Source organism: Micromonospora sp. DT229, from assembly GCF_049844505.1.
Lineage (GTDB): Bacteria > Actinomycetota > Actinomycetes > Mycobacteriales > Micromonosporaceae > Micromonospora.
Genome location: NZ_JBNCLD010000003.1, coordinates 1 through 17,548 on the forward strand (window position 1 = coordinate 1; position 17,548 = coordinate 17,548).

General features: G+C 68.2%; 10 protein-coding genes and 4 pseudogenes. 9 read left to right on the forward strand and 5 right to left on the reverse strand.

The annotated features are described in order from the left end of the window. Positions 1–567 precede the first annotated feature (567 nt). The 4 genes and pseudogenes from ACLQ2T_RS05465 (at position 568) to ACLQ2T_RS05480 (ending at position 4,487) form a co-directional block, all read left to right on the forward strand. Positions 568–1,452: a replication-relaxation family protein gene (locus tag ACLQ2T_RS05465; protein ID WP_425764879.1), complete on the forward strand. Its 885-nt coding sequence runs from the start codon at positions 568–570 to the stop codon at positions 1,450–1,452. Between the two features lie 381 nt (positions 1,453–1,833). Continuing rightward, positions 1,834–2,639, forward strand: a pseudogene (locus tag ACLQ2T_RS05470) (DUF2637 domain-containing protein). After that, entirely contained in the window at positions 2,614–3,015 is a 402-nt protein-coding gene (locus ACLQ2T_RS05475) for a helix-turn-helix transcriptional regulator (protein ID WP_425764880.1), read from the forward strand. The pseudogene ACLQ2T_RS05470 and the gene ACLQ2T_RS05475 overlap by 26 nt, the downstream one beginning before the upstream one ends. Next, positions 3,012–4,487 (forward strand): annotated as a pseudogene (locus ACLQ2T_RS05480) (tyrosine-type recombinase/integrase). Before ACLQ2T_RS05475 ends, ACLQ2T_RS05480 begins: the two are co-directional and overlap by 4 nt. Positions 4,488–4,686: 199 nt before the next feature. Here the strand turns inward: ACLQ2T_RS05480 and ACLQ2T_RS05485 are convergent. From ACLQ2T_RS05485 to ACLQ2T_RS05495, 3 genes and pseudogenes are all read right to left on the reverse strand, one after another. Continuing rightward, positions 4,687–5,127: pseudogene (locus ACLQ2T_RS05485) on the reverse strand (flavoprotein); the annotation flags it as partial. 43 nt (positions 5,128–5,170) lie between these two features. Continuing rightward, positions 5,171–5,926, reverse strand: coding sequence for a 5-formyltetrahydrofolate cyclo-ligase (locus ACLQ2T_RS05490; protein WP_425764881.1), 756 nt, complete (start codon positions 5,924–5,926; stop codon positions 5,171–5,173). Next, positions 5,889–7,091, reverse strand: a complete 1,203-nt coding sequence (locus ACLQ2T_RS05495) for a helix-turn-helix transcriptional regulator (RefSeq protein ID WP_425764882.1) — start codon at positions 7,089–7,091, stop codon at positions 5,889–5,891. The genes ACLQ2T_RS05490 and ACLQ2T_RS05495 overlap by 38 nt, the downstream gene beginning before the upstream one ends. 365 nt (positions 7,092–7,456) lie before the next feature. On the opposite strand from ACLQ2T_RS05495, the gene ACLQ2T_RS05500 reads away from it, so the two are divergent. Then, on the forward strand, positions 7,457–7,777 hold the full coding sequence (locus ACLQ2T_RS05500) for a hypothetical protein (protein ID WP_425764883.1): 321 nt from the start codon (positions 7,457–7,459) through the stop codon (positions 7,775–7,777). 19 nt (positions 7,778–7,796) lie between these two features. Beyond that, positions 7,797–7,937: pseudogene (locus ACLQ2T_RS05505) on the forward strand (cyclophane-forming radical SAM peptide maturase AmcB); the annotation flags it as partial. A gap of 80 nt (positions 7,938–8,017) precedes the next feature. Here ACLQ2T_RS05505 and ACLQ2T_RS05510 read toward each other — a convergent pair. Together ACLQ2T_RS05510 and ACLQ2T_RS05515 are read right to left on the reverse strand one after the other, a co-directional pair. Next, positions 8,018–9,877 (reverse strand): hypothetical protein, encoded by a 1,860-nt coding sequence (locus ACLQ2T_RS05510; protein WP_425764884.1) that lies wholly within the window; start codon positions 9,875–9,877, stop codon positions 8,018–8,020. Positions 9,878–10,112: 235 nt separating this feature from the next. Then, positions 10,113–11,339: a trypsin-like serine peptidase gene (locus tag ACLQ2T_RS05515; RefSeq protein WP_425764885.1), complete on the reverse strand. Its 1,227-nt coding sequence runs from the start codon at positions 11,337–11,339 to the stop codon at positions 10,113–10,115. Positions 11,340–11,814: 475 nt separating this feature from the next. Here ACLQ2T_RS05515 and ACLQ2T_RS05520 point away from each other — a divergent pair, with 475 nt between their 5' ends. The 3 genes from ACLQ2T_RS05520 to ACLQ2T_RS05530 all read left to right on the forward strand — a co-directional run bounded on the left by ACLQ2T_RS05520 (position 11,815) and on the right by ACLQ2T_RS05530 (position 17,479). Next, the gene (locus tag ACLQ2T_RS05520; RefSeq protein WP_425764886.1) at positions 11,815–13,233 is read left to right on the forward strand and encodes an endo-1,4-beta-xylanase; all 1,419 of its coding nucleotides are present in this window, start codon (positions 11,815–11,817) and stop codon (positions 13,231–13,233) included. A gap of 47 nt (positions 13,234–13,280) precedes the next feature. Next, complete coding sequence (locus tag ACLQ2T_RS05525) at positions 13,281–14,723, forward strand: RICIN domain-containing protein (RefSeq protein WP_425764887.1); 1,443 nt, start codon at positions 13,281–13,283, stop codon at positions 14,721–14,723. Between the two features lie 65 nt (positions 14,724–14,788). Then, on the forward strand, positions 14,789–17,479 hold the full coding sequence (locus ACLQ2T_RS05530) for an RICIN domain-containing protein (protein ID WP_425764888.1): 2,691 nt from the start codon (positions 14,789–14,791) through the stop codon (positions 17,477–17,479). Positions 17,480–17,548 lie beyond the last annotated feature (69 nt).

Here is a 17,548-nt window from a genome sequence, read left to right on the forward strand (position 1 = left end):
ACAGACGATCACGCGGTGGCCGCGCCACCTCTACCCGCTCCCATCAGCGAAATCTCAAACGGCGGCTGCCGTACTAGCTTTACCCGCCAACGGCTACCTCCGCCTTTACCCGCCAACGGCTACCTCCGCGCTTTCCCACGGCCATTCGTCTCGTTGCTGCTCCGTGCCGGCTGGGTGCGCCACCGATGGGGACCACGGCAGGGGCGGTGCCGGGCTGCCTCTCACCGGCCTTCCCGCTCCGACGGCGCCGGTGACCCGAACACGCCAGCAACACCACATTCCATACCCTCAACCAAGGAGTTCTCGTGCTTTCGCCGACACCTTCACCTACTGCCATAGGCATTGGCAGTGGCGAGTTCCGGCTTGATCCCCGTTCGGGGGTCGGGCTTGGCGTCAGCGTTGACGTCAGTCTTCAGCCGGACCCCCGAACAGACCCCCTATTTCCTCTCACACCGCAGGCCAACCCGCCTGTCAGCACTGGAGCCTCGTCCTGCGACAGACCCTGCTTAGTCTCGGGTCTCTCCCCCTGGGGCTGGTATCCCCTACCTGGGAAGAAGGTGGTAGCCGGTGGATGATCCGGTCCTTCGGGTCCAGTCTCAGCTGACCGGCCGTGATCGTGTGCTGCTGGGCTGGTTGTACGACCACGGCGTGTTGACGTCGTTCCAGCTCGCGACCGCCCTGTTCCCGTCGTTGGACTTCTGTCAGCGGCGGCTGCGGACCCTGTACCGGTTGCGGTTGGTGGCCCGGTTCCGGCCACAGCGGGCCGACGGCGGCTCGTACCCGTACCACTACGTCATCGATCAGCTCGGCGCTGAGGTGGTCGCGGCCAGCCGGGACGAACGCCCACCGCGGCGGGACCACGCCCGGGTGGAGCGGCGGCGCTGGACCTCGACCCGCAGCCTCGCCCACCGCCTCGGAGTGAACGGCTTCTTCACCGACCTGGCCGGGCACGCCCGCACCCATCCGGGCACCGGCTTGGTGGAGTGGTTGCCGGAGGTGGCGTGTCAGCGCGCCGGTACGTTCACCAGCCGGCAGGATCCGGGGCTGGTGCGGGCGTATCAGCCGCGGGTTCGCCCGGACGGCTACGGCCGGTGGGTCGACGGCGGCGCCGAGGTGCCGTTCTTCGTCGAGTACGACACCGGTGCCGAGCAGTTGTCGATCCTGGCCGGCAAGGTGGCCGGCTATCGGGAGTTGTTCGGGACGATTGGGCGGGCGTTGCCGGTGCTGTTCTGGCTGCATTCGGCCGCCCGGGAGCGCAACCTGCGCCGTGTGTTGGCCGACGTGCCGCTGATGGTGCCGGTCGCAACCGGATCCCGCGACCACGCCGCCACGGCGGGCCTGGGCCCAGCGGACGCGGTGTGGGCTGTGGCCGGCGGGGGAGAGCAGCGGCTGCGGCTGGCGGATCTGGCCCGGCACGCCGTTGACGCCCCAAGCCGGGGTGAGGCTGCGTGATCGGCGACGGCACGACGGCGGCGGACAGTACCTCTGCTGAGGCTCGGACAGCAAGGGCCGGCGTCTGTCACGGATCTGTCGTGAGCGGCTCGGCCGGTGCTGACAGATCCGTGATAGCACCGGACGTCCGCTCCCACAGCGGCAGGGCCCCGTCCGAGTCCCGCGTCCGCTGCGGGCGGTCCGCGACCAGTGTCCGGTCCCTGTCCCGACGGTTGTCTGACGCTGGGTCGGTCCGCCATCCGGTCCCGCCTCCTGCGACTCACGGACGGACCGGAACCCCGGTCCGCGTCGAGGAGGTGATGGGCCACGACAGCACCGGCCCCTGACCCGGCCACCAGTCCGCGCGATAGCCGCGTCGAGGGTGTCATCCAGGTCGTCATCATGCTGGCGATCGGCGGCGCGGCGGGGGCGGCCAGCTTCACCCACGTGCACAACGTGGCCGCCGCGCACGGCCAACCCGGCTGGCTGGCCTGGGCCGACGCGATCGTCCTGGAGCTGATGTCCATCGCCTCCGGCCTGGAACTCCGACGCCGCAAACGCGCCCACACATCCACCGTGTTCCCAGCCACCGTGCTGGCCTGCGCCGTCACCCTGTCCCTGGCGGCACAGGTCGTCGAGGCCGAACCCTCGATCATCGGCTGGGTCGCCGCCGCCGTACCCGCGCTCGGATTCCTCATCACGGTCAAGATCGCCCTCGGCCGCACCAGCACCGCCACGCCCGCCACCGCCGAGACGATTCGGGACTGTCGACCGGATGAGGCAGGGTGGACCGTTCCAGCTGGCGGACCGGACGAGGGGACCCGGTCCGCCGTCACGGCGGGGGAGCGGTCCAGTACCCGGACCGTCCGCTCACCAGATGCGGGCTCGCCGCGGACGGGCAGGCACTGACCCGGGCGGCGCTCGCCGAAGCCCTCCGCGCAGCCGGTCACACCGTGTCCAACACCCGCCTATCCGAACTCCTCAAGACCCTCAAGATCGAGTCATCGGCACCACCCGAGCTGATCGCGAGCCCGGCCGTGCCGACCAACCCGACGCCACCGCCTCTGTCACCAGAGCGGCGCAACGGTGGCGGAGCAGCCACCCCTGCGCAGGTCGACCCCGACGGGGCTACCCCGCTCCTACCGCACACCCATCCATCTCATAACCAGGAGAACCCTGATCATGAACAGCCCAACGAATCACGCTGACCAGACCACCCGCACCACGACCGACAACACCACCGCACCCAGCGTCGGGGAGGTGTGGACGATCGAGCGCATCCGTGCCCTCGGCGTCACCACCAGCCTCGCCACCACCGCCTCGGTGCTCGGGATCAGCCGATCCCAGGCCTACCGGCTCGTCGCCACCAACCAATTCCCCATACCGCTGATCCGGGCCGGTAGCCGCATCATCGTCCCGGTCGCCGCCCTCCTCCACCTCCTCCAACCCGACCCCGACGCCACCGGCGGCGGGCGACTTGATGCCGATGCGAAGGTGAGCGTGGATGCGATGACCCCGCCACCAGCGGATTCCACCCGGCACTGCTGGCGGCACCATCCGAAGCATCCAGGAGACGATGAGTGAAGGGATCAACCTTCAAACGCTGCGGCTGCCGCGACAGCGTCACGGGCCGGCGACTGGGACGCTCCTGTCCCCAGCTCCGCCGGCCCGGCGGCGGCTGGTCCCGCACCCACGGCCACTGGCACTGGCAGATCGAGATCCCCGCCCGCGCCGACGGCACCCGCCGACCACTCCGCCACGGCCCGTACACCACCCAGGCCGACGCCGACGCCGTCCTCGACCGCATCCGGGCCGCGCTCGCCGTCCCCGACCCCACCGACCCGCACACCACCGTCACCACCCCGGCGACCTCATCGAAACCGCCGTCAAGACCGGCGCACCCATCCCCAACCCGGACCAGATCAGCCGGGCGCTGCACCTGGACATCACCCCCACCGAACTACCAACCATGCAGGCATACCTGACCGACTGGCTCGCCGGACGCAAGAACATCAAGACCGGCACCCTGCGCTCCTACGAAGGTCACATCCGCCTGTACCTGATCCCGCACCTCGGGCACCTGCGCATCGACCGGCTCCGCCCCGGCCACATCGACGCCATGTACGACACCATCGCCGAGCGCAACACCACCATCGCCGCCCTGCGCGCCAGCCGCGACCCCGCGAAACGCGACCAGGTCAAGAACCAGCGGATCGTCGGGCCGAGGACGCTGCACGTCATCCACGCCACCCTGCGCAAGGCCCTCAACGACGCCATGCGCCGCCACCGCTACATCGACACCAACCCCGCACTCATGGTCGAACTACCCACCGCCCGACCACCCAAGCCCACCGTCTGGACCGACCAACGCGTCAAAACCCTGGCGCGATACCGGCAAGACCCCCAGCCCCGTCATGATCTGGACCCCCGAACACACCGGCAGATTCCTCGACCACACCCACGGCGCGAACGACCGGCTCTACGCCCTCTACCACCTCATTGCCTTCACCGGCCTGCGCCGAGGTGAGGCCTGCGGCCTGCACTGGGACGACCTCGACCTCGACGCAGCAACCCTCACCGTCCGCTGGCAACTCGTCCAACACGGCTGGGCCACCGCGATCGACACGCCTAAAACCACCGACAGTGAAGCCGCGGTCGCTCTCGACACCGAGACCGTAGCGGTGCTGCGCGCCCACCGCGCCCGGCAACACCGTGAACGCCTCGCCGCCGGTGCCGCCTGGACCACCACCGGGCTCGTGTTCACCACGCCCACCGGTGGTCGGCTCCACCCGGCCGACGTCACCGACCACTTCCGACACCTCGCCACGCAAGCCGGGCTACCACCCATCCGGCTTCATGACCTTCGACACGGCGCCGCCACCATGGGCTTAGCTGCTGGTGTGCAGATGAAGATCATCTCCAGCCGGCTCCGGCACTCTAGCCCGCACTTCACCGCCAAGTTCTACGGCGATGTCCTACCCGAGCTATCCCACGCCGCAGCCGAAGCCACCGCCGCCGTCGTCCCTCGGCACCGTGGCGCGACAAAGCCGGCGTAGCCGCGAGCTGCCCACACGTCGCCACCAGCGTTGCGTCAGCCGGCACTGCCGCCCGTTGGCCGCGCTCCTTAGTGGATGTTCCGGAGTTGGCGGGCGTGGTGGTGCCCTATTTGACGGCGGTGGCGGGGGCTTATGGCGGGGCGGTGGTGCAGCGGGTGGCGGATCAGTCTGCGGACGCGACGGCGGATGCGGGGTTCCGGCCGAGCAGCACACGTACGCCTTCGTCGCGGAGGTTGGCTACGGCGTGCCGGAAGGGTGCCCGCGCGGCGAGGGCGGCGTTGACGAAGGGGACGATGGCGGTCGGCACCTGCCTGCCGATCAGCTCGGCGACCGAGGCCATGGCGTAGTTGTCGGCTAGACCGAGAGCGATCTTGTTGATCGAGTTGTATGTCGCCGGGGCGATGATCAGGGCGTCGGTGGTGGGCAGGGACCGGCGCTGGCTGGGGGATGCCCGGTAGCTGGAGCTCACCGCAGCACCGGTGAGCTCCTCGATCCCAGGCACGTCGATGAAGTTCAAGGCGCTCGGCGTGGCGGTTACCGCCGCTGTCCAGGATCGTTGCTGCGCTGCCCTGACGAGGTGGGCCACGTCGGAGGCAGGACTGGCCCCGCAGACGACGATCTGGAGGTGACCGCCGGTCACAGCCGGGTCCCAGCGCTGTGGGGGTGAACCAGGCAACACATGATCAGCGCAGGGCTGGGATGTTGTCGAGCTGATCCGGACGAAGGTGCTCCCTGAGGATGCCGGACGGGCGCTCCCGGTCCGGTGTGCATGCGACCACCTCGTCGGGGGTGACCGCGTAGTCGACGCTGAAGTCGTGATCGGCGTCAGGTAGTTCCTCGTCGAGGAGTTGGCTCTGGTGGATCGTGGTGGCGATGATGGTCTCCGTGGTCACGAGCCCGGCTTCGGTCAGGAGTGCGATCTCCAGGTCGGAGTAGCCGGCTCCCTTGCCGACCCGTACGCCGTTGCGTCGGCTGATCGCGACGCTGCCGCACACGATCATGTCCACCGGTCGCATGTCGTCGGGGCCGACCGTGGGGGCGATCTCGGGTGCTCCCGTGCTCGTGGCCGCAGTCTCGAAGGGGATTGCCAGGTCAGCCGGGTCCAGCAGGTAGAAGGGTTTCGGTGTGGCGAGTCGTGGGACCGCCATGTAGAGCAGTTTGCCCTCCTGTAGGGCGCGTACCCGGACGGGTAGTTGGGCTCGGTCGGGATTGCATTTGATGACCCGCGCCTTCTTCCAGGCATCCAGTTCGGCGAGCCGGGCCGCGGCGGCTTCCTTGCCGACGAAGTCGGGGATGTGGCCGTGCACCCCGGGCGGTGCGGCGCCTTCGCGTTCGAGGAGGTCCCAGACTCGTCGGCGGACGGACTGCTTGGCGTCGTCGGTGCTTGTCACGCTGCTGCTCCTACGGGGTGATGAGGGTGAGGAGTCGGTCGTTGACATCCTGAACCGACGGCTGATCGCTCCAGGGACGCAGTTGGCGGGCGGCTGAGAAGGCGAGGGTGAGGCCGCCTCCAGCACGGGTCCGCTCGATGACATCGATGCTCAAGTGAAGGTAGGAGACAGCGGTGTCGAGGTCGCGGTGACGGATGTTGGCGAGGGCTAGATTGCCGAGGATGACGGCGGTCGACTTGCGCCGTGCGGCGACGAGTTGATGAGCTTCTTCCAACGCCTTGATTGCCATGGTCGGCTTGTTCAACGACAACCAGCAGGAGCCCGCGAGTCGCGCGTGATGGCTGGGACAGTAGAGGGCTGAGGCCGGGTCCTGCGGGCTCATCGCAGCGAAGTGATCCTCGGCGACGCCAAGGGCCTCAGCGCAGTCTCGTACCTGGCCGAGCATCGCGTGTGCCTCAGCGCGGTGTAGTTGGGCGAGGCCGGCGAGCACCCGGCTGTCGCGACGGCTCACCGCAGCGGCCTGGGCGGTCAGGGCGACGGCGGCGGTTGACTGCCTGGTGCCGTAGAGCGCTAGGTAACTCTTGCGAAGGATGGCGTTGGCCTCGGCGACGGTGTCGCGGGCTTCTCTCGCGGCCTTGATCGCCTGGTCGAAGTAGGCGGCGCTGGCGGCGTGGTCGTGTCGCTGGGTGGCGTCCCAGACGAGTTGGCCCATCAGGGTGGCCGCTTCGGCGACCGCCGCAGCCAGTTCGCGCTGAACTGAGCCGGCGTCGGAGTATTGACGGAGGAAGACCGCCTGAGCGTGCAACTGTGCCGCTTCGGCGAGCAGGAGGGTCGAAGGGGTCCGGTCGTAGCGCTCGTCGAGATGCCGTACGCGTTCCCGCAGGTATGCCACGGTGACCAGGTCGACGCGGCCGGGTTGCCGCAGCGCGTGGTCGAGCCGTCCATCGGGTGTGGCGGGCGGCCGACGTGTGTCGGCCAACAGGTCAGCCAGTTCCTCTACGGAGACGTTGAGCGCCTTTGCCAGGTGCGGGCGGTGCCAGGGCTGCGGGTCGGTCTCTGCCCGTTCCCAGCGCACGACGGTGGAGCGATCGACGCCGAGGACCTCGGCTAGACGTTCCTGGCTGAGGCCGATCGCCTTTCGGCGCTGCGCCAGCCGATACCGCCGTGGGCCTCGCCGTCCGTTGCCGCCACTGTGCGTCACAGCTTCATTCATCCAGTTCACGGCATTCATCGCAATAGGGATGCATCGGTTCTGCGTCATTGCCGCCCTGGGATCTGCCAGTCGACAGCGGTTGAGTGGAAGGCGGGCGATCAAGCCGACCTACTGAGCTGGGGGTTCGAGGTGCGTGGTCCGAAGCGGAGTGGACCTGGGGATGAGCATCGGCTGCTGTCACCAGGTTCTTCCGCTCAAGGACGGAGAACTCCCCGCCTGCGTACCGCCATCGGGGCTGCGTGGGTGGGTGATCGGCGGCATACCCCAGGCCGCCGTGCGGCGGCGGTGGGCCCGTCATTCCCCCGGTGGGCCCACCGCCGACCGTCTCGACTGTTCGAGCAGCAGGCCAGAGAAGGCGATCGGCGGTGACGGGGCAACCAGGCCGCCTCTCGGGTGGAGGTGAGCATCTGCCGGTACGTCCGCTGTGGCTGTGCCGGCGGTGCGGCCAGCCATGGCCGTGCGGTGCGGCAAAGGTCGCCCTTCTGGCGGAGTATCGGGACGGCCCGGTCAGCCTCTTTCTCTACCTGGCCAGCTGCCTGCACGACGCGATCGACGATCTGCATCAGCTCCATCCCAACAACACCGGTAGCACCGCCAATGTCTTCGACCGATTCCTCGGCTGGCCCACCCAGCGCCGCAGCAGCAGCCCGCCTACGGCCGACTCGCAGACATCGGAGGAGACATGAGCGTGCGCGACATCGGGTCATCACCGCACTGGGGAGTCCTGCGATCGCCGGAAGGTTCCATACCCTGGTCCTGCAAGCCACCAGCTTCTACACCCTGGACTGCACCTACTCCTACCTGCCCGACCGGCGGTCCCGCCGGCTGATGTCCGTTCCGGTCGCATCGGTGAAAACCAGCTTCCCGACCTGACCCGTCTGGCCGTCGAGGCCCTGAGCGTCGTCTGTCGTTCGGGGGAGCAGCGATCAGGAGCGTCGGGTGAGCACGATCGTCGGTTTCCTGCCGTCCGGTGTGGCGAAGGAGTACGTCAGGGTGTCGCCGTCGATCACGTAGTCGGCCGTGTTGCCGAGCGCGGTCCGGAATCCGTCGACGCCGGGCAGGGGGGTCGTACGACCGTTGAGTGTCATCGAGCCGTCCCCCACGACGTCCGACACCGTGAAGGTGAGCCCGGTGTCGGTGTAGTTTCCGGTGAACCGAGCGGTCGCCCGTGCCGTCACGTCGGCGACCCGGCAGGTGGCCTTGTACCCGGCGGTGAACCGGCCCTCCGCCGTGAAGGTCGCCACCCACGGCCCATTGCACGAGGGCAAGGCGCCGTACTCCGCCGACAACGCCCGCATCACGTTCGCGGCGTCGGTTTCCCACTCGCCGACGAGCCCGCCCGACTTGCACAACTCGTCAACGGTGAGCAGTTCGCCCATCACGACGACCTCACCTGCGGCAGTCGCCCCGACGGCGGCGGCGCCCTCTCCCGACCCGGCCTGGGCTACCCCCGGTCTTGCCCCGTCCGGGCAGGCGCATCCTCCCTCGACCAGGCAGAACAGTGCGTGGCCGCCGGGGGCCAGGTCGACCGTTCCGGCGAGCGGCATGGTGACCGCACCCGCCGCGCCGCCTTCGATGGTGAGGCGTAGCACCTCACCGCCGGACGCGGCGATCCGTACCGGCAGCGCACCGAAGGCGGGTACCCGCATCCGGGCCTCGACGGGTTCGGCCGCGACGGTAAGGACCGGGGCGACGCGGGAGTCGGTGATCCCGGGGCCCCGCGACTCCCACACGTCACCGAGTTCGGGTGAACGTACGAGCGACGTGGCGATGCGGCGTACCGCCTCGGTGGCGGACCGGTCGAAGAGGGTCTCGACCGCCCGTGCTCCCCGGCGACCGAGCATGGGCAACATCGTCCGCCACGGATCGGCTCCGGCCGCGTCGGCCACCGCGTACAGGCCGATGGCGTCGTAGCTGCGCCTGGTGAGCGCCTTCGCCGGTTGCAACAGCCAGGTGTCCCAGCGCGACGCGCTCGACGGGGAGCCGCCCACGTAGGCTTCCCCGACCCATTCGGCCTGCCCCTCGATGATCCACAGCGGCGCGTTGTCGAAGCTGCGCAGCGGTGTCGCGTCGTACTGGAAGCAGTGCCAGATCTCGTGCGCGACAGTGCTCGTGATCGAGGAGGCGTCGTCGGAGAACAGCACTCGCGGCAGGGCGATGCGACAGGCCCGGGTCCTTCCGCCGGCATCAACCACCGGGGTCGCCAGGGCGTCGCCGCCGGTCCTCGAATCCGCGACCGTGCGTACCCGTACCGCCAGCCGCAGCCGGTGTCCGGTCCGCTCCTCGATGTCCGCGACGATCCCGGCCACGATGCCGGTCAGCTCCTCGTTCGACGGCACCGTGTCGGGCGCGACTGTGGTCGAGCCGCGTCGCGCGGGGGCCTGACCCGGCTGGAGGACGAGTTCCTCCTCGTCGCCGGCGGGTTCGATGATCGCCCTGATCTGGTCGGCGACGGGAGGGTCGAGAGTGGGCAGCGCCTGTGCGAGGGTACGCAGGGCCAGCCCGGCCAGGGATGGGGCGGTCGAACCCGGGATCGTCCAGGGCTCGACGCCCGGCAGCGGCTCGACGAGTCCGGCGACCATCCGCTGTGCCTGGTCGACCGGGAGCGTACCGTCCGCGTCCAGCAGCTCGCCAAGCGCCAGCAGTGCTGGATCGGGCCGGGCCTCGACCGCGTCGTCGCCGGACTGCGCGGGCGTCTTTTCCGCTCCGGTGCAACCGGAGGTCGCCGCGAGCAGGACGGTGAGCAGGAGCGCGAGGAGCGAACCTCGGCGACCGCGTCGTGACAAGGAGACCTCCGCGCGCTGTCCTGATGTCAGGTCGAGCTGTCCCGTCACCGCCGCTGCGACCGGCGGGCAGCCGAGCGGGGTGCGCGGTCGACAGTACGGGAAGCCGGCCACCGACACATCCGTCGTGAGCACCGGAGTGCGACGTCGGTCGACACCCGTTGGATCTGCGGGGTGTACGCACGGACAGGCCGCCGCCGGGGTCGGCGACGGCCAGCACCGCGAGTCTTCCGGTAGCTCAGCCGTTGTCGATCAGGCTGGCGATCTCGTTGTAGATCAGGTGCGCCTTGGCGCCCTGGTTGGACGGGCATCCACCCAGGTGGTGCAGGGCGATCACCCGGTGGCTGCTGTTCAGCACCGGGGAGCCGGAGTTGCCGCCGGAGGTGTCGCAGCTGTAGCTGATGTTCCAGGTGTTGTAGTTGGCGCTGCGTACGGTGCAGCGGGCGCCGTTCTGGGTGTTCTCGAAGATGGACAGGCGCTTGGGGCTGCCGTCACCGTGGCCCGGGATGTACATCTGGGCGCCGTTGGTGGTGGCGGTCGTCGCCAGGTACAGGGTGCCGAAGCCCTGGATGGCGGCGAAGTTGTTGACGGAGAACAGGGCGTAGTCCAGTTGGCTGGAGCCGCCGCTGCTCACCCGGTAGAGGGTGGCGCCGCTGACCTTGGTGCCGGGGCCGGGGTTCGAGCCGCCGCAGGTGGCGCACTGGTAGTTGAACTGCATCTCGCTGCCGCTGACCGCCGCCTGGGTGGAGAAGCAGTGCTTGTTGGTCAGCATGCGGTTGGTGTTGCCGACCCGCCAGGTGGTGCACATGCCGCCGCCGCTGATCAGCAGTCGCGCGACCGCGTTGCTGCGGGCGAACTCGGTGGGGTGGCTGCTCTGGTAGCAGACCACGTCGCGGCGGGCGTCGGTGCTGCACACGGACTGGGTGGAGAAGTTGTACTGGGCGACCTCGGTGCGGTCGTAGCCGCGCCAGAACCGGTCGATGGTGGCGGCGGTGGCACGCGAGGAACGGTTGCTGTGCAGGGTCACCACCGCGGTGTCGCCCTCCACGGACATGGCCCAGAAGCCCGGTCGGCCGTCGGTGGTGTAGTCCGAGCCGGTCGCCCGGTTCAGGTTGCGGTCGTACCGGTAGCTTTCGCTGCCGTCCGGGCTGGCGACGGTGACGTACTCGCCGGGGGCCAGGCGCAGCGAGCTGAAGTGCACCTTGACGTAGGTGGCGCCGGGGTGCCGGATGACCTGGGTACGGCCGTTGCGCAGGTACGACAGGGCGCTGTCGACCGTGCGCAACTCACCGACGGTGGTGACCCCCTCGGCCTCGAACTGCTCCGATTCGGGGGCCCGATCGGAGTGCGGAGCGAGAATCGGAGCCGAGGACGCCGCGGCGGGTGCCGACAGCAGGCTCAGTCCGAGTGTGCAGGCGCCGAGTGCGGCCACCAACCTACGTAGATGGCGCGGGGCGTTCTTCATCGCCGCTCCTCCCAGGAACCGGGCCTTAACGAGTGTTAAGCCTTCATACTGGAGCTCGGCCAACGCATGCAAGCATGTCGATGTTTTGCCCTCGAATTGCCCGGCGGTGAAGGGGTGATCGGGTCGGGTCCGAGGTCGGTGGTCGATGGCGGGGCGGCCGTCCTCTGGTGGGCCCGCGCGGTGTGGATCCCGGTGCGGTGGATCTTCCGAACGTTATCGCTCACCAACCGGCGAGCCTCTGATTGGGCCGCGCCTCCGGCAGGGGAGGTGGACGGTCCTCGGTCGATGATCATGATTGGATGCATCGCTCTGTGCAGGACTTCTTGAGTGAAAGGAAACTTTGTGGCAATCTCAGCTTCATCGACGTATGACGTTTTCTTGCCCCCTGTGTCGCCCCCGCGCGCAGCCCGACTCAGCCGGTGATGTTAGCGCTCACTCGTCGAGGTGATTCCACTCGAAGAAGGGTTGCGGGCACATGAAGACACTCCTACCACGGCGACGACTGTGGTCCTCCACGGCGATCCTGCGCACGCTGGCGGCCGGGGCGCTGGCGGCCGGCTTCGTCCTGGCACCGGTCAGTCCTGCCAGCGCGGCCAGCACCCTCGGTGCCTCGGCGGCGGAGAAGGGCCGCTACTTCGGTGCGGCCGTCGGGACGTACAAGTTCAACGACAGCACCTACATGTCGGTGCTGAACCGCGAGTTCAACAGCCTGGTCGCCGAGAACGAGATGAAGTGGGACGCGACCGAGCCCCAGCGCGGCGTGTTCAACTACAGCGCCGGGGACCGCATCGTCAACCACGCCCGATCGCGGGGCATGAAGGTACGCGGACACGCCCTGTTGTGGCACGCCCAGCAGCCACGCTGGACGGAGGGCCTGTCCGGCGGCGACCTGCGCAATGCCGCCATCAACCATGTCACCCAGGTGGCCAGCCACTTCCGGGGGCAGATCTACTCCTGGGACGTGGTGAACGAGGCCTTCGCCGACGGCGGCAGCGGTGCCCGGCGGGACTCGAACCTCCAGCGCACCGGCAACGACTGGATCGAGGCGGCGTTCCGTGCCGCCCGGGCGGCCGATCCCAACGCCAAGCTCTGCTACAACGACTACAACACCGACGGGATCAACGCGAAGTCGACAGGCATCTACAACATGGTGCGTGACTTCAAGTCCCGCGGGGTGCCGATCGACTGCGTGGGCTTCCAGTCCCACCTGGGCACCACCCTCCCCGGTGACTACCAGGCCAACCTTCAGCGCTTCGCCGACCTGGGCGTCGACGTGGAGATCACCGAACTGGACATCACCCAGGGCGGCAACCAGGCCAACATGTACGGCGCCGTCACCCGCGCCTGCCTGGCGATCTCGCGCTGCACCGGCATCACGGTGTGGGGGGTACGGGACTGCGACTCCTGGCGTGGTGGGGACAACGCTCTGCTGTTCGACTGCGCCGGCAACAAGAAGCCCGCGTACACGGCCGTCCTCGACGCCCTCAACAGCGGCTCGAACCCCAACCCGAACCCGACCGGCAACCGGCTGCGTAACGAGGCCTCCGGCCGATGCCTGGACGTCAACGGCGCAAGCTCCGCCAACGGGTCACAAATGATCATTTGGGATTGCCACAGTAACGCCAACCAGCAGTTCACCCAGAACGGGCGGGCGCTCCAGGTGATGGGCAAGTGCCTGGACGTGCCGAACAACGCCGGCACCGGGACCCGGGTACAGATCTGGGACTGCAGTGGTGCCGCCAACCAGCAGTGGGTCTTCAACGGCAACGGCACGATCAGCAGCGCGCAGACCGGGCTGTGCCTGGACGTCAACGGCGCCGCCACCGCCAACGGCAGCGCGGTGATCGTGTGGAGCTGCCACGGCGGCGGCAACCAACGCTGGTCAAGGGCCTGAGCTAAAGAGCAGGCACGACGGTCGGCACCGTAAGAAGGGAAACGACAATGGCTAGATCCCGTTCGAGTAACTACCTGACCCGGGTGCTCGCCTGCGCCATGGTCGCTCTCGGCGCGGTGCCGACCGCCGTGCTCGCCGCCGCCCCGCCTGCCGCCGCGGACACCACAGCGTTCCGCGGCGTCAACTGGGCCCGGCTGGGAGACAACTTCCACGGCGGACCGCTGATCCTGCACGGGCTGAGCAGCTCCGACAGCTATGCCACGGTCCAGGCCAAGGCCAACGCCATCTACACCGGATTCCAGAACAACCTGGGTGCCAACACGGTCCGGCTTCCGATCAACACCTACACCGTCGGTACGAGCTGGTGGAACTCGTACACCGGCGCGATCGACGCCGCGACGGCGAAGGGTTTCAAGGTCGTCCTCTCCTACTGGGACGACGGGGTCGCCGCCAGCGGCGGTCGGATCGTCAACACGAGCGCCTTCAACACCATGTGGAACACCGTGGTCGCCAGGTACGGCAACAACGACCTGGTCTACTTCGAGCCGATGAACGAGCCGGGTGGGCACACCGCCGCGGACTGGGCCAACGTGGTCGTCAACTGGCTCAACGCCCGCCCGTCGATTCCACGTCACCGCGTCTTCGTCAGCGGCGCCGGCCTGAACACCGACATCAAGTCGATGTGTGCCGACCGCCGGCTCGACGGGACGATCGTGTCGCTGCACCACTACACCTTCTTCAGCGGCGCGAAGAACTACGACCAGTGGGTGGCGTTCCTGCGGGACGCGATCGGTCCCTGCGCCGGGCGTACCGTCATGGACGAGTTCGGCGCGCCCATGGACACCGGGCTCAACTACCACGACGCCGCCAGCAGCGACAACTTCGTGCGCTACTTCCGCGCCACCACAGACGTGCTGCGGGAGTTGCGGATCGGCTCGATCTACTGGCCGGGCCTTGGCGGCAAGGTCACCGCCGGCCAGGGCGACGACTGGTACGCCATGCAGAAGCTGCACGGCACCGGCACCAACCTCACCCTGAGCACCCCCAACGCCAGCGGCCTCGATCGCCTCCGGTACGCCTGGGGCCTGACCGACGGCGGCGTCGGAGACCGGGTGAGCCGGCTACGCAACGTCGGCACCGGGCAGTGCCTGGACATCCCCGGCGCCACCACCGCCAACATCCAGGTCCAGGTGTACGCCTGCAACACCAGCACAGCCCAGCGCTGGACCGTGACGGCCGGTGGACAACTCACGGCCCTCGCCGGCCAGCGGTGCCTGGACGCGTACAACCGGGGGACGGCAAACGGCACAGTCGTCGGCACGTACGTGTGCAACGGCGGCGACAACCAACGGTGGACGATCGGCGGCGACGGCTCGATCCGCAGCGCTCAGTCCGGCCTCTGCCTGGACGTGAACACCACCACCCTGAAGGTCCAGCTCTGGGCCTGTTGGGGCGGCGACAACCAGAAGTGGCAGGTAGAGAACGTCTGACCAACAGGCCCGGTTCGCATGATGGCTCAGGCGGCGGCCGGTCGACGAAGGTGGGAAGGGCAGCAATGAGATCATTCGTTCGGGCCGGAAGAAGTCTGTTGCTGGCGGTGGGAGTGCTCGTCTCCGCGGTACTGCCTGCCGTGGTCGCCGATCAAGCGCCGGCTTCGGCGGCGACCCAGGCGACGTACTACGTCGCTCCGGGGGGCAACGACAACAACCCGGGCACGATCGCCGCACCATTCCGAACCGTGCAGCGCGCCCGGGACGCCGTTCGCACGATCAATGCGAACATGACCGGCGACATCCAGGTCTACCTGCGGGGCGGAACCTATCCGGTGGGCAGCACGATCGAGTTCGGGTCGAGCGACTCCGGCACCAACGGTTACCGGATCAGCTATGCCGCCTACCCGGGCGAGACCCCGGTACTTCAGGGCGGTGTGCAGGTCGCCGGCTGGACCCAACACAGCGGCAACATCTGGAAAGCCCCGCTCGACCGGGCCAACAAGCTGCGGTCGCTCTACGTCAACGGCAAGCGGGCCTTCATGGCGGCCAAGACCATCAACTCGGCCGGATGCCACGGGTCGTACACCATCACCGCGGGACAGGCCGACTGGGCCTGGGAATCCGGATCACAGTGTGCCGGCGCGAGGTACAGCCTTTCTGATCTCCCGGCGGTTGCCGGAAACCAGGAGGACATCGAGATCGAGACGGCGACCACCTGGACCACCGCCATCGTGGGAGTCCGCCAGGTGATCACCGAGGGGTCCAACCGGGTAGCCCTGTTCCAGCAACCCGGCGCAGCCATCGCCCAGGGAGCCTTCAACGGCAACGCCCAGATCAACGGCACCCACAAGGTCATGAACGCGTACGAGTTCCTGGACGCGCCGGGCGAGTTCTATTTCGACAAGTCCAGCCGGACGGTCTACTACTACAAGGCCGGCAGCGAGAACATGACGACCGCCTCGGTCTTCGCACCGAACAACGTGGCCACCGTGCTGCGGATCGCCGGCACCTCGACCAGCAACCGGGCGCGCAACATCACCTTCTCCGGGCTGACCGTGGAGCACTCCGACTGGAATCTGGTCAATGTCGCCGGGTCGGTGTTCAAGCAGGCGCAACAGGGCAACCTCAGCGCCTTCGCGTACGCCCGAGGCAACTTCCACGTCTACCACTACCGCAATGTCGACCTGACTCCCGGCATCGTCCACCTCCAGAACGCCGACGGCATCCTGTTGGAGCGCAACCGCGTCCAGCACACCGGTGCCGACGGGATCAACATGGTCAACGACGTGATCAACACCCGGTTGATCGGGAACTACACGAACGACATCGCGGGCACCGCGGTCAGCGTCGGTCATCCGCAGCACGTCTACCTCGGGGACCACACGTCGAACAACCGAGAGAAGTATCCGCCCCAGGTCGAGGGGGCGCCGAGGAACATCGAGATCAAGAACAACTACATCCATGACAGTGCGGTGTTGTTCAACGGGCACGGCGCGGTCGCGGCCTACTTCGTCGATTCCCTGACGGTGCAGCACAACCGCATCGAGAAGGCCCCCTGGGCGGGCATCACCATGGGGTGGGGGTGGTGGAACTTCGACGGCTCATCGGGATCGATCGTGCCCAACCGGCCCACCACGACGGCGAAGAACAACACCATCAGCCACAACCACATCATCGACACCGTCCAGCGGCTGAGCGACACCGCCCCGATCTACACCCTGGGCAGTCAGCCGGGCACGGTCGTCAGCGACAACTACCTCCAGGGGGTTCCGGCCGGTCACAAGTACGGGCTCCACCCGGACGAGGGCTCGGCGTACATGACCTTCCGGGACAACGTGCTGAGCGTCGACAAGAACATCACCTGGATGATCAACTCGGACGACTTCGGGCGTAAGCACGACCTGACCATCACGCGGACCTACGGCCCGATCAACAAGGTCTCCGAGAAGAACCTGCCCAACAGCACCATCGACGACATCATCGTCTCCTCCGACTACGTGTGGCCGGCCGCGGCGTACCAGATCGCGGTGAACTCCGGGCCGGAGGACTCGTTCCGGGATCTCGTCCAGGCCCGTGGGGTTCCGATGCAGGACTACGTCCTACCGGCCAGCACGACCGCCGCCGGTGGCGTGACCTCGATCCCGATCCGTAGCACCGGGGACCCGGCCAGAACCCTCTGGCTGGCCCCCTCCGGCACCACCAGCTTCGCGGTCGGCCCGACGATGACCAGGGCGGACGGCAACGCCACCAGCATCGCCGTGCCCACGACCTCGGGCGATTACCGGCTCTACGTCCTCGACGCCCAGGGCAACCGGTCGGCCGAATCCGCGTCGATCGTGCGGCGGCAGGGCACCAGCAGCGGGCAGAACGTCCAGCTCGTCGGCGCCCAGTCGGGTCGGTGTATCGAGGTGCCCGGCGCGGCCACCGCCAATGGCACCCAGGTACAGCTCTGGGACTGCGGCGCCGGCGCCCACCAACGGTGGACCTACACCGCGGGCAAGCAGCTGACGGTGTACGGCACCAAGTGCCTGGACGCCTTCGGCAACGGCACGACCAACGGCACGGCAGTCATCATCTGGGACTGCCACGGTGGGCTCAACCAGCAGTGGAACCTCAACCCCAACGGCACCGTCACCAGTGTCCAGTCCGGACTGTGCGTGGACGCCAACGGTGCCGCCACCGCCAACGGCACGAAGATCATTCTTTGGTCCTGCAACGGCGGCGCCAACCAGCAGTGGAGCCGACGCAACTGAGAAAACGGCTCCGGGGCCAGGCATCCTCGCCTGGCCCCGGAGCCTGCCTGCTCGACCGATCCGACGGGC

What these genes read in the sequence shown, in the direction of transcription:
- ACLQ2T_RS05475 (WP_425764880.1), top strand. Translation starts at nt 2,614, where the DNA reads ATGAACAGCCCAACGAATCACGCTGACCAGACCACCCGCACCACGACC.
- ACLQ2T_RS05490 (WP_425764881.1), bottom strand. Translation starts at nt 5,926, where the DNA reads ATGTCAACGACCGACTCCTCACCCTCATCACCCCGTAGGAGCAGCAGC.
- ACLQ2T_RS05495 (WP_425764882.1), bottom strand. Translation starts at nt 7,091, where the DNA reads ATGAATGAAGCTGTGACGCACAGTGGCGGCAACGGACGGCGAGGCCCA.
- ACLQ2T_RS05515 (WP_425764885.1), bottom strand. Translation starts at nt 11,339, where the DNA reads ATGAAGAACGCCCCGCGCCATCTACGTAGGTTGGTGGCCGCACTCGGC.
- ACLQ2T_RS05520 (WP_425764886.1), top strand. Translation starts at nt 11,815, where the DNA reads ATGAAGACACTCCTACCACGGCGACGACTGTGGTCCTCCACGGCGATC.
- ACLQ2T_RS05525 (WP_425764887.1), top strand. Translation starts at nt 13,281, where the DNA reads ATGGCTAGATCCCGTTCGAGTAACTACCTGACCCGGGTGCTCGCCTGC.
- ACLQ2T_RS05530 (WP_425764888.1), top strand. Translation starts at nt 14,789, where the DNA reads ATGAGATCATTCGTTCGGGCCGGAAGAAGTCTGTTGCTGGCGGTGGGA.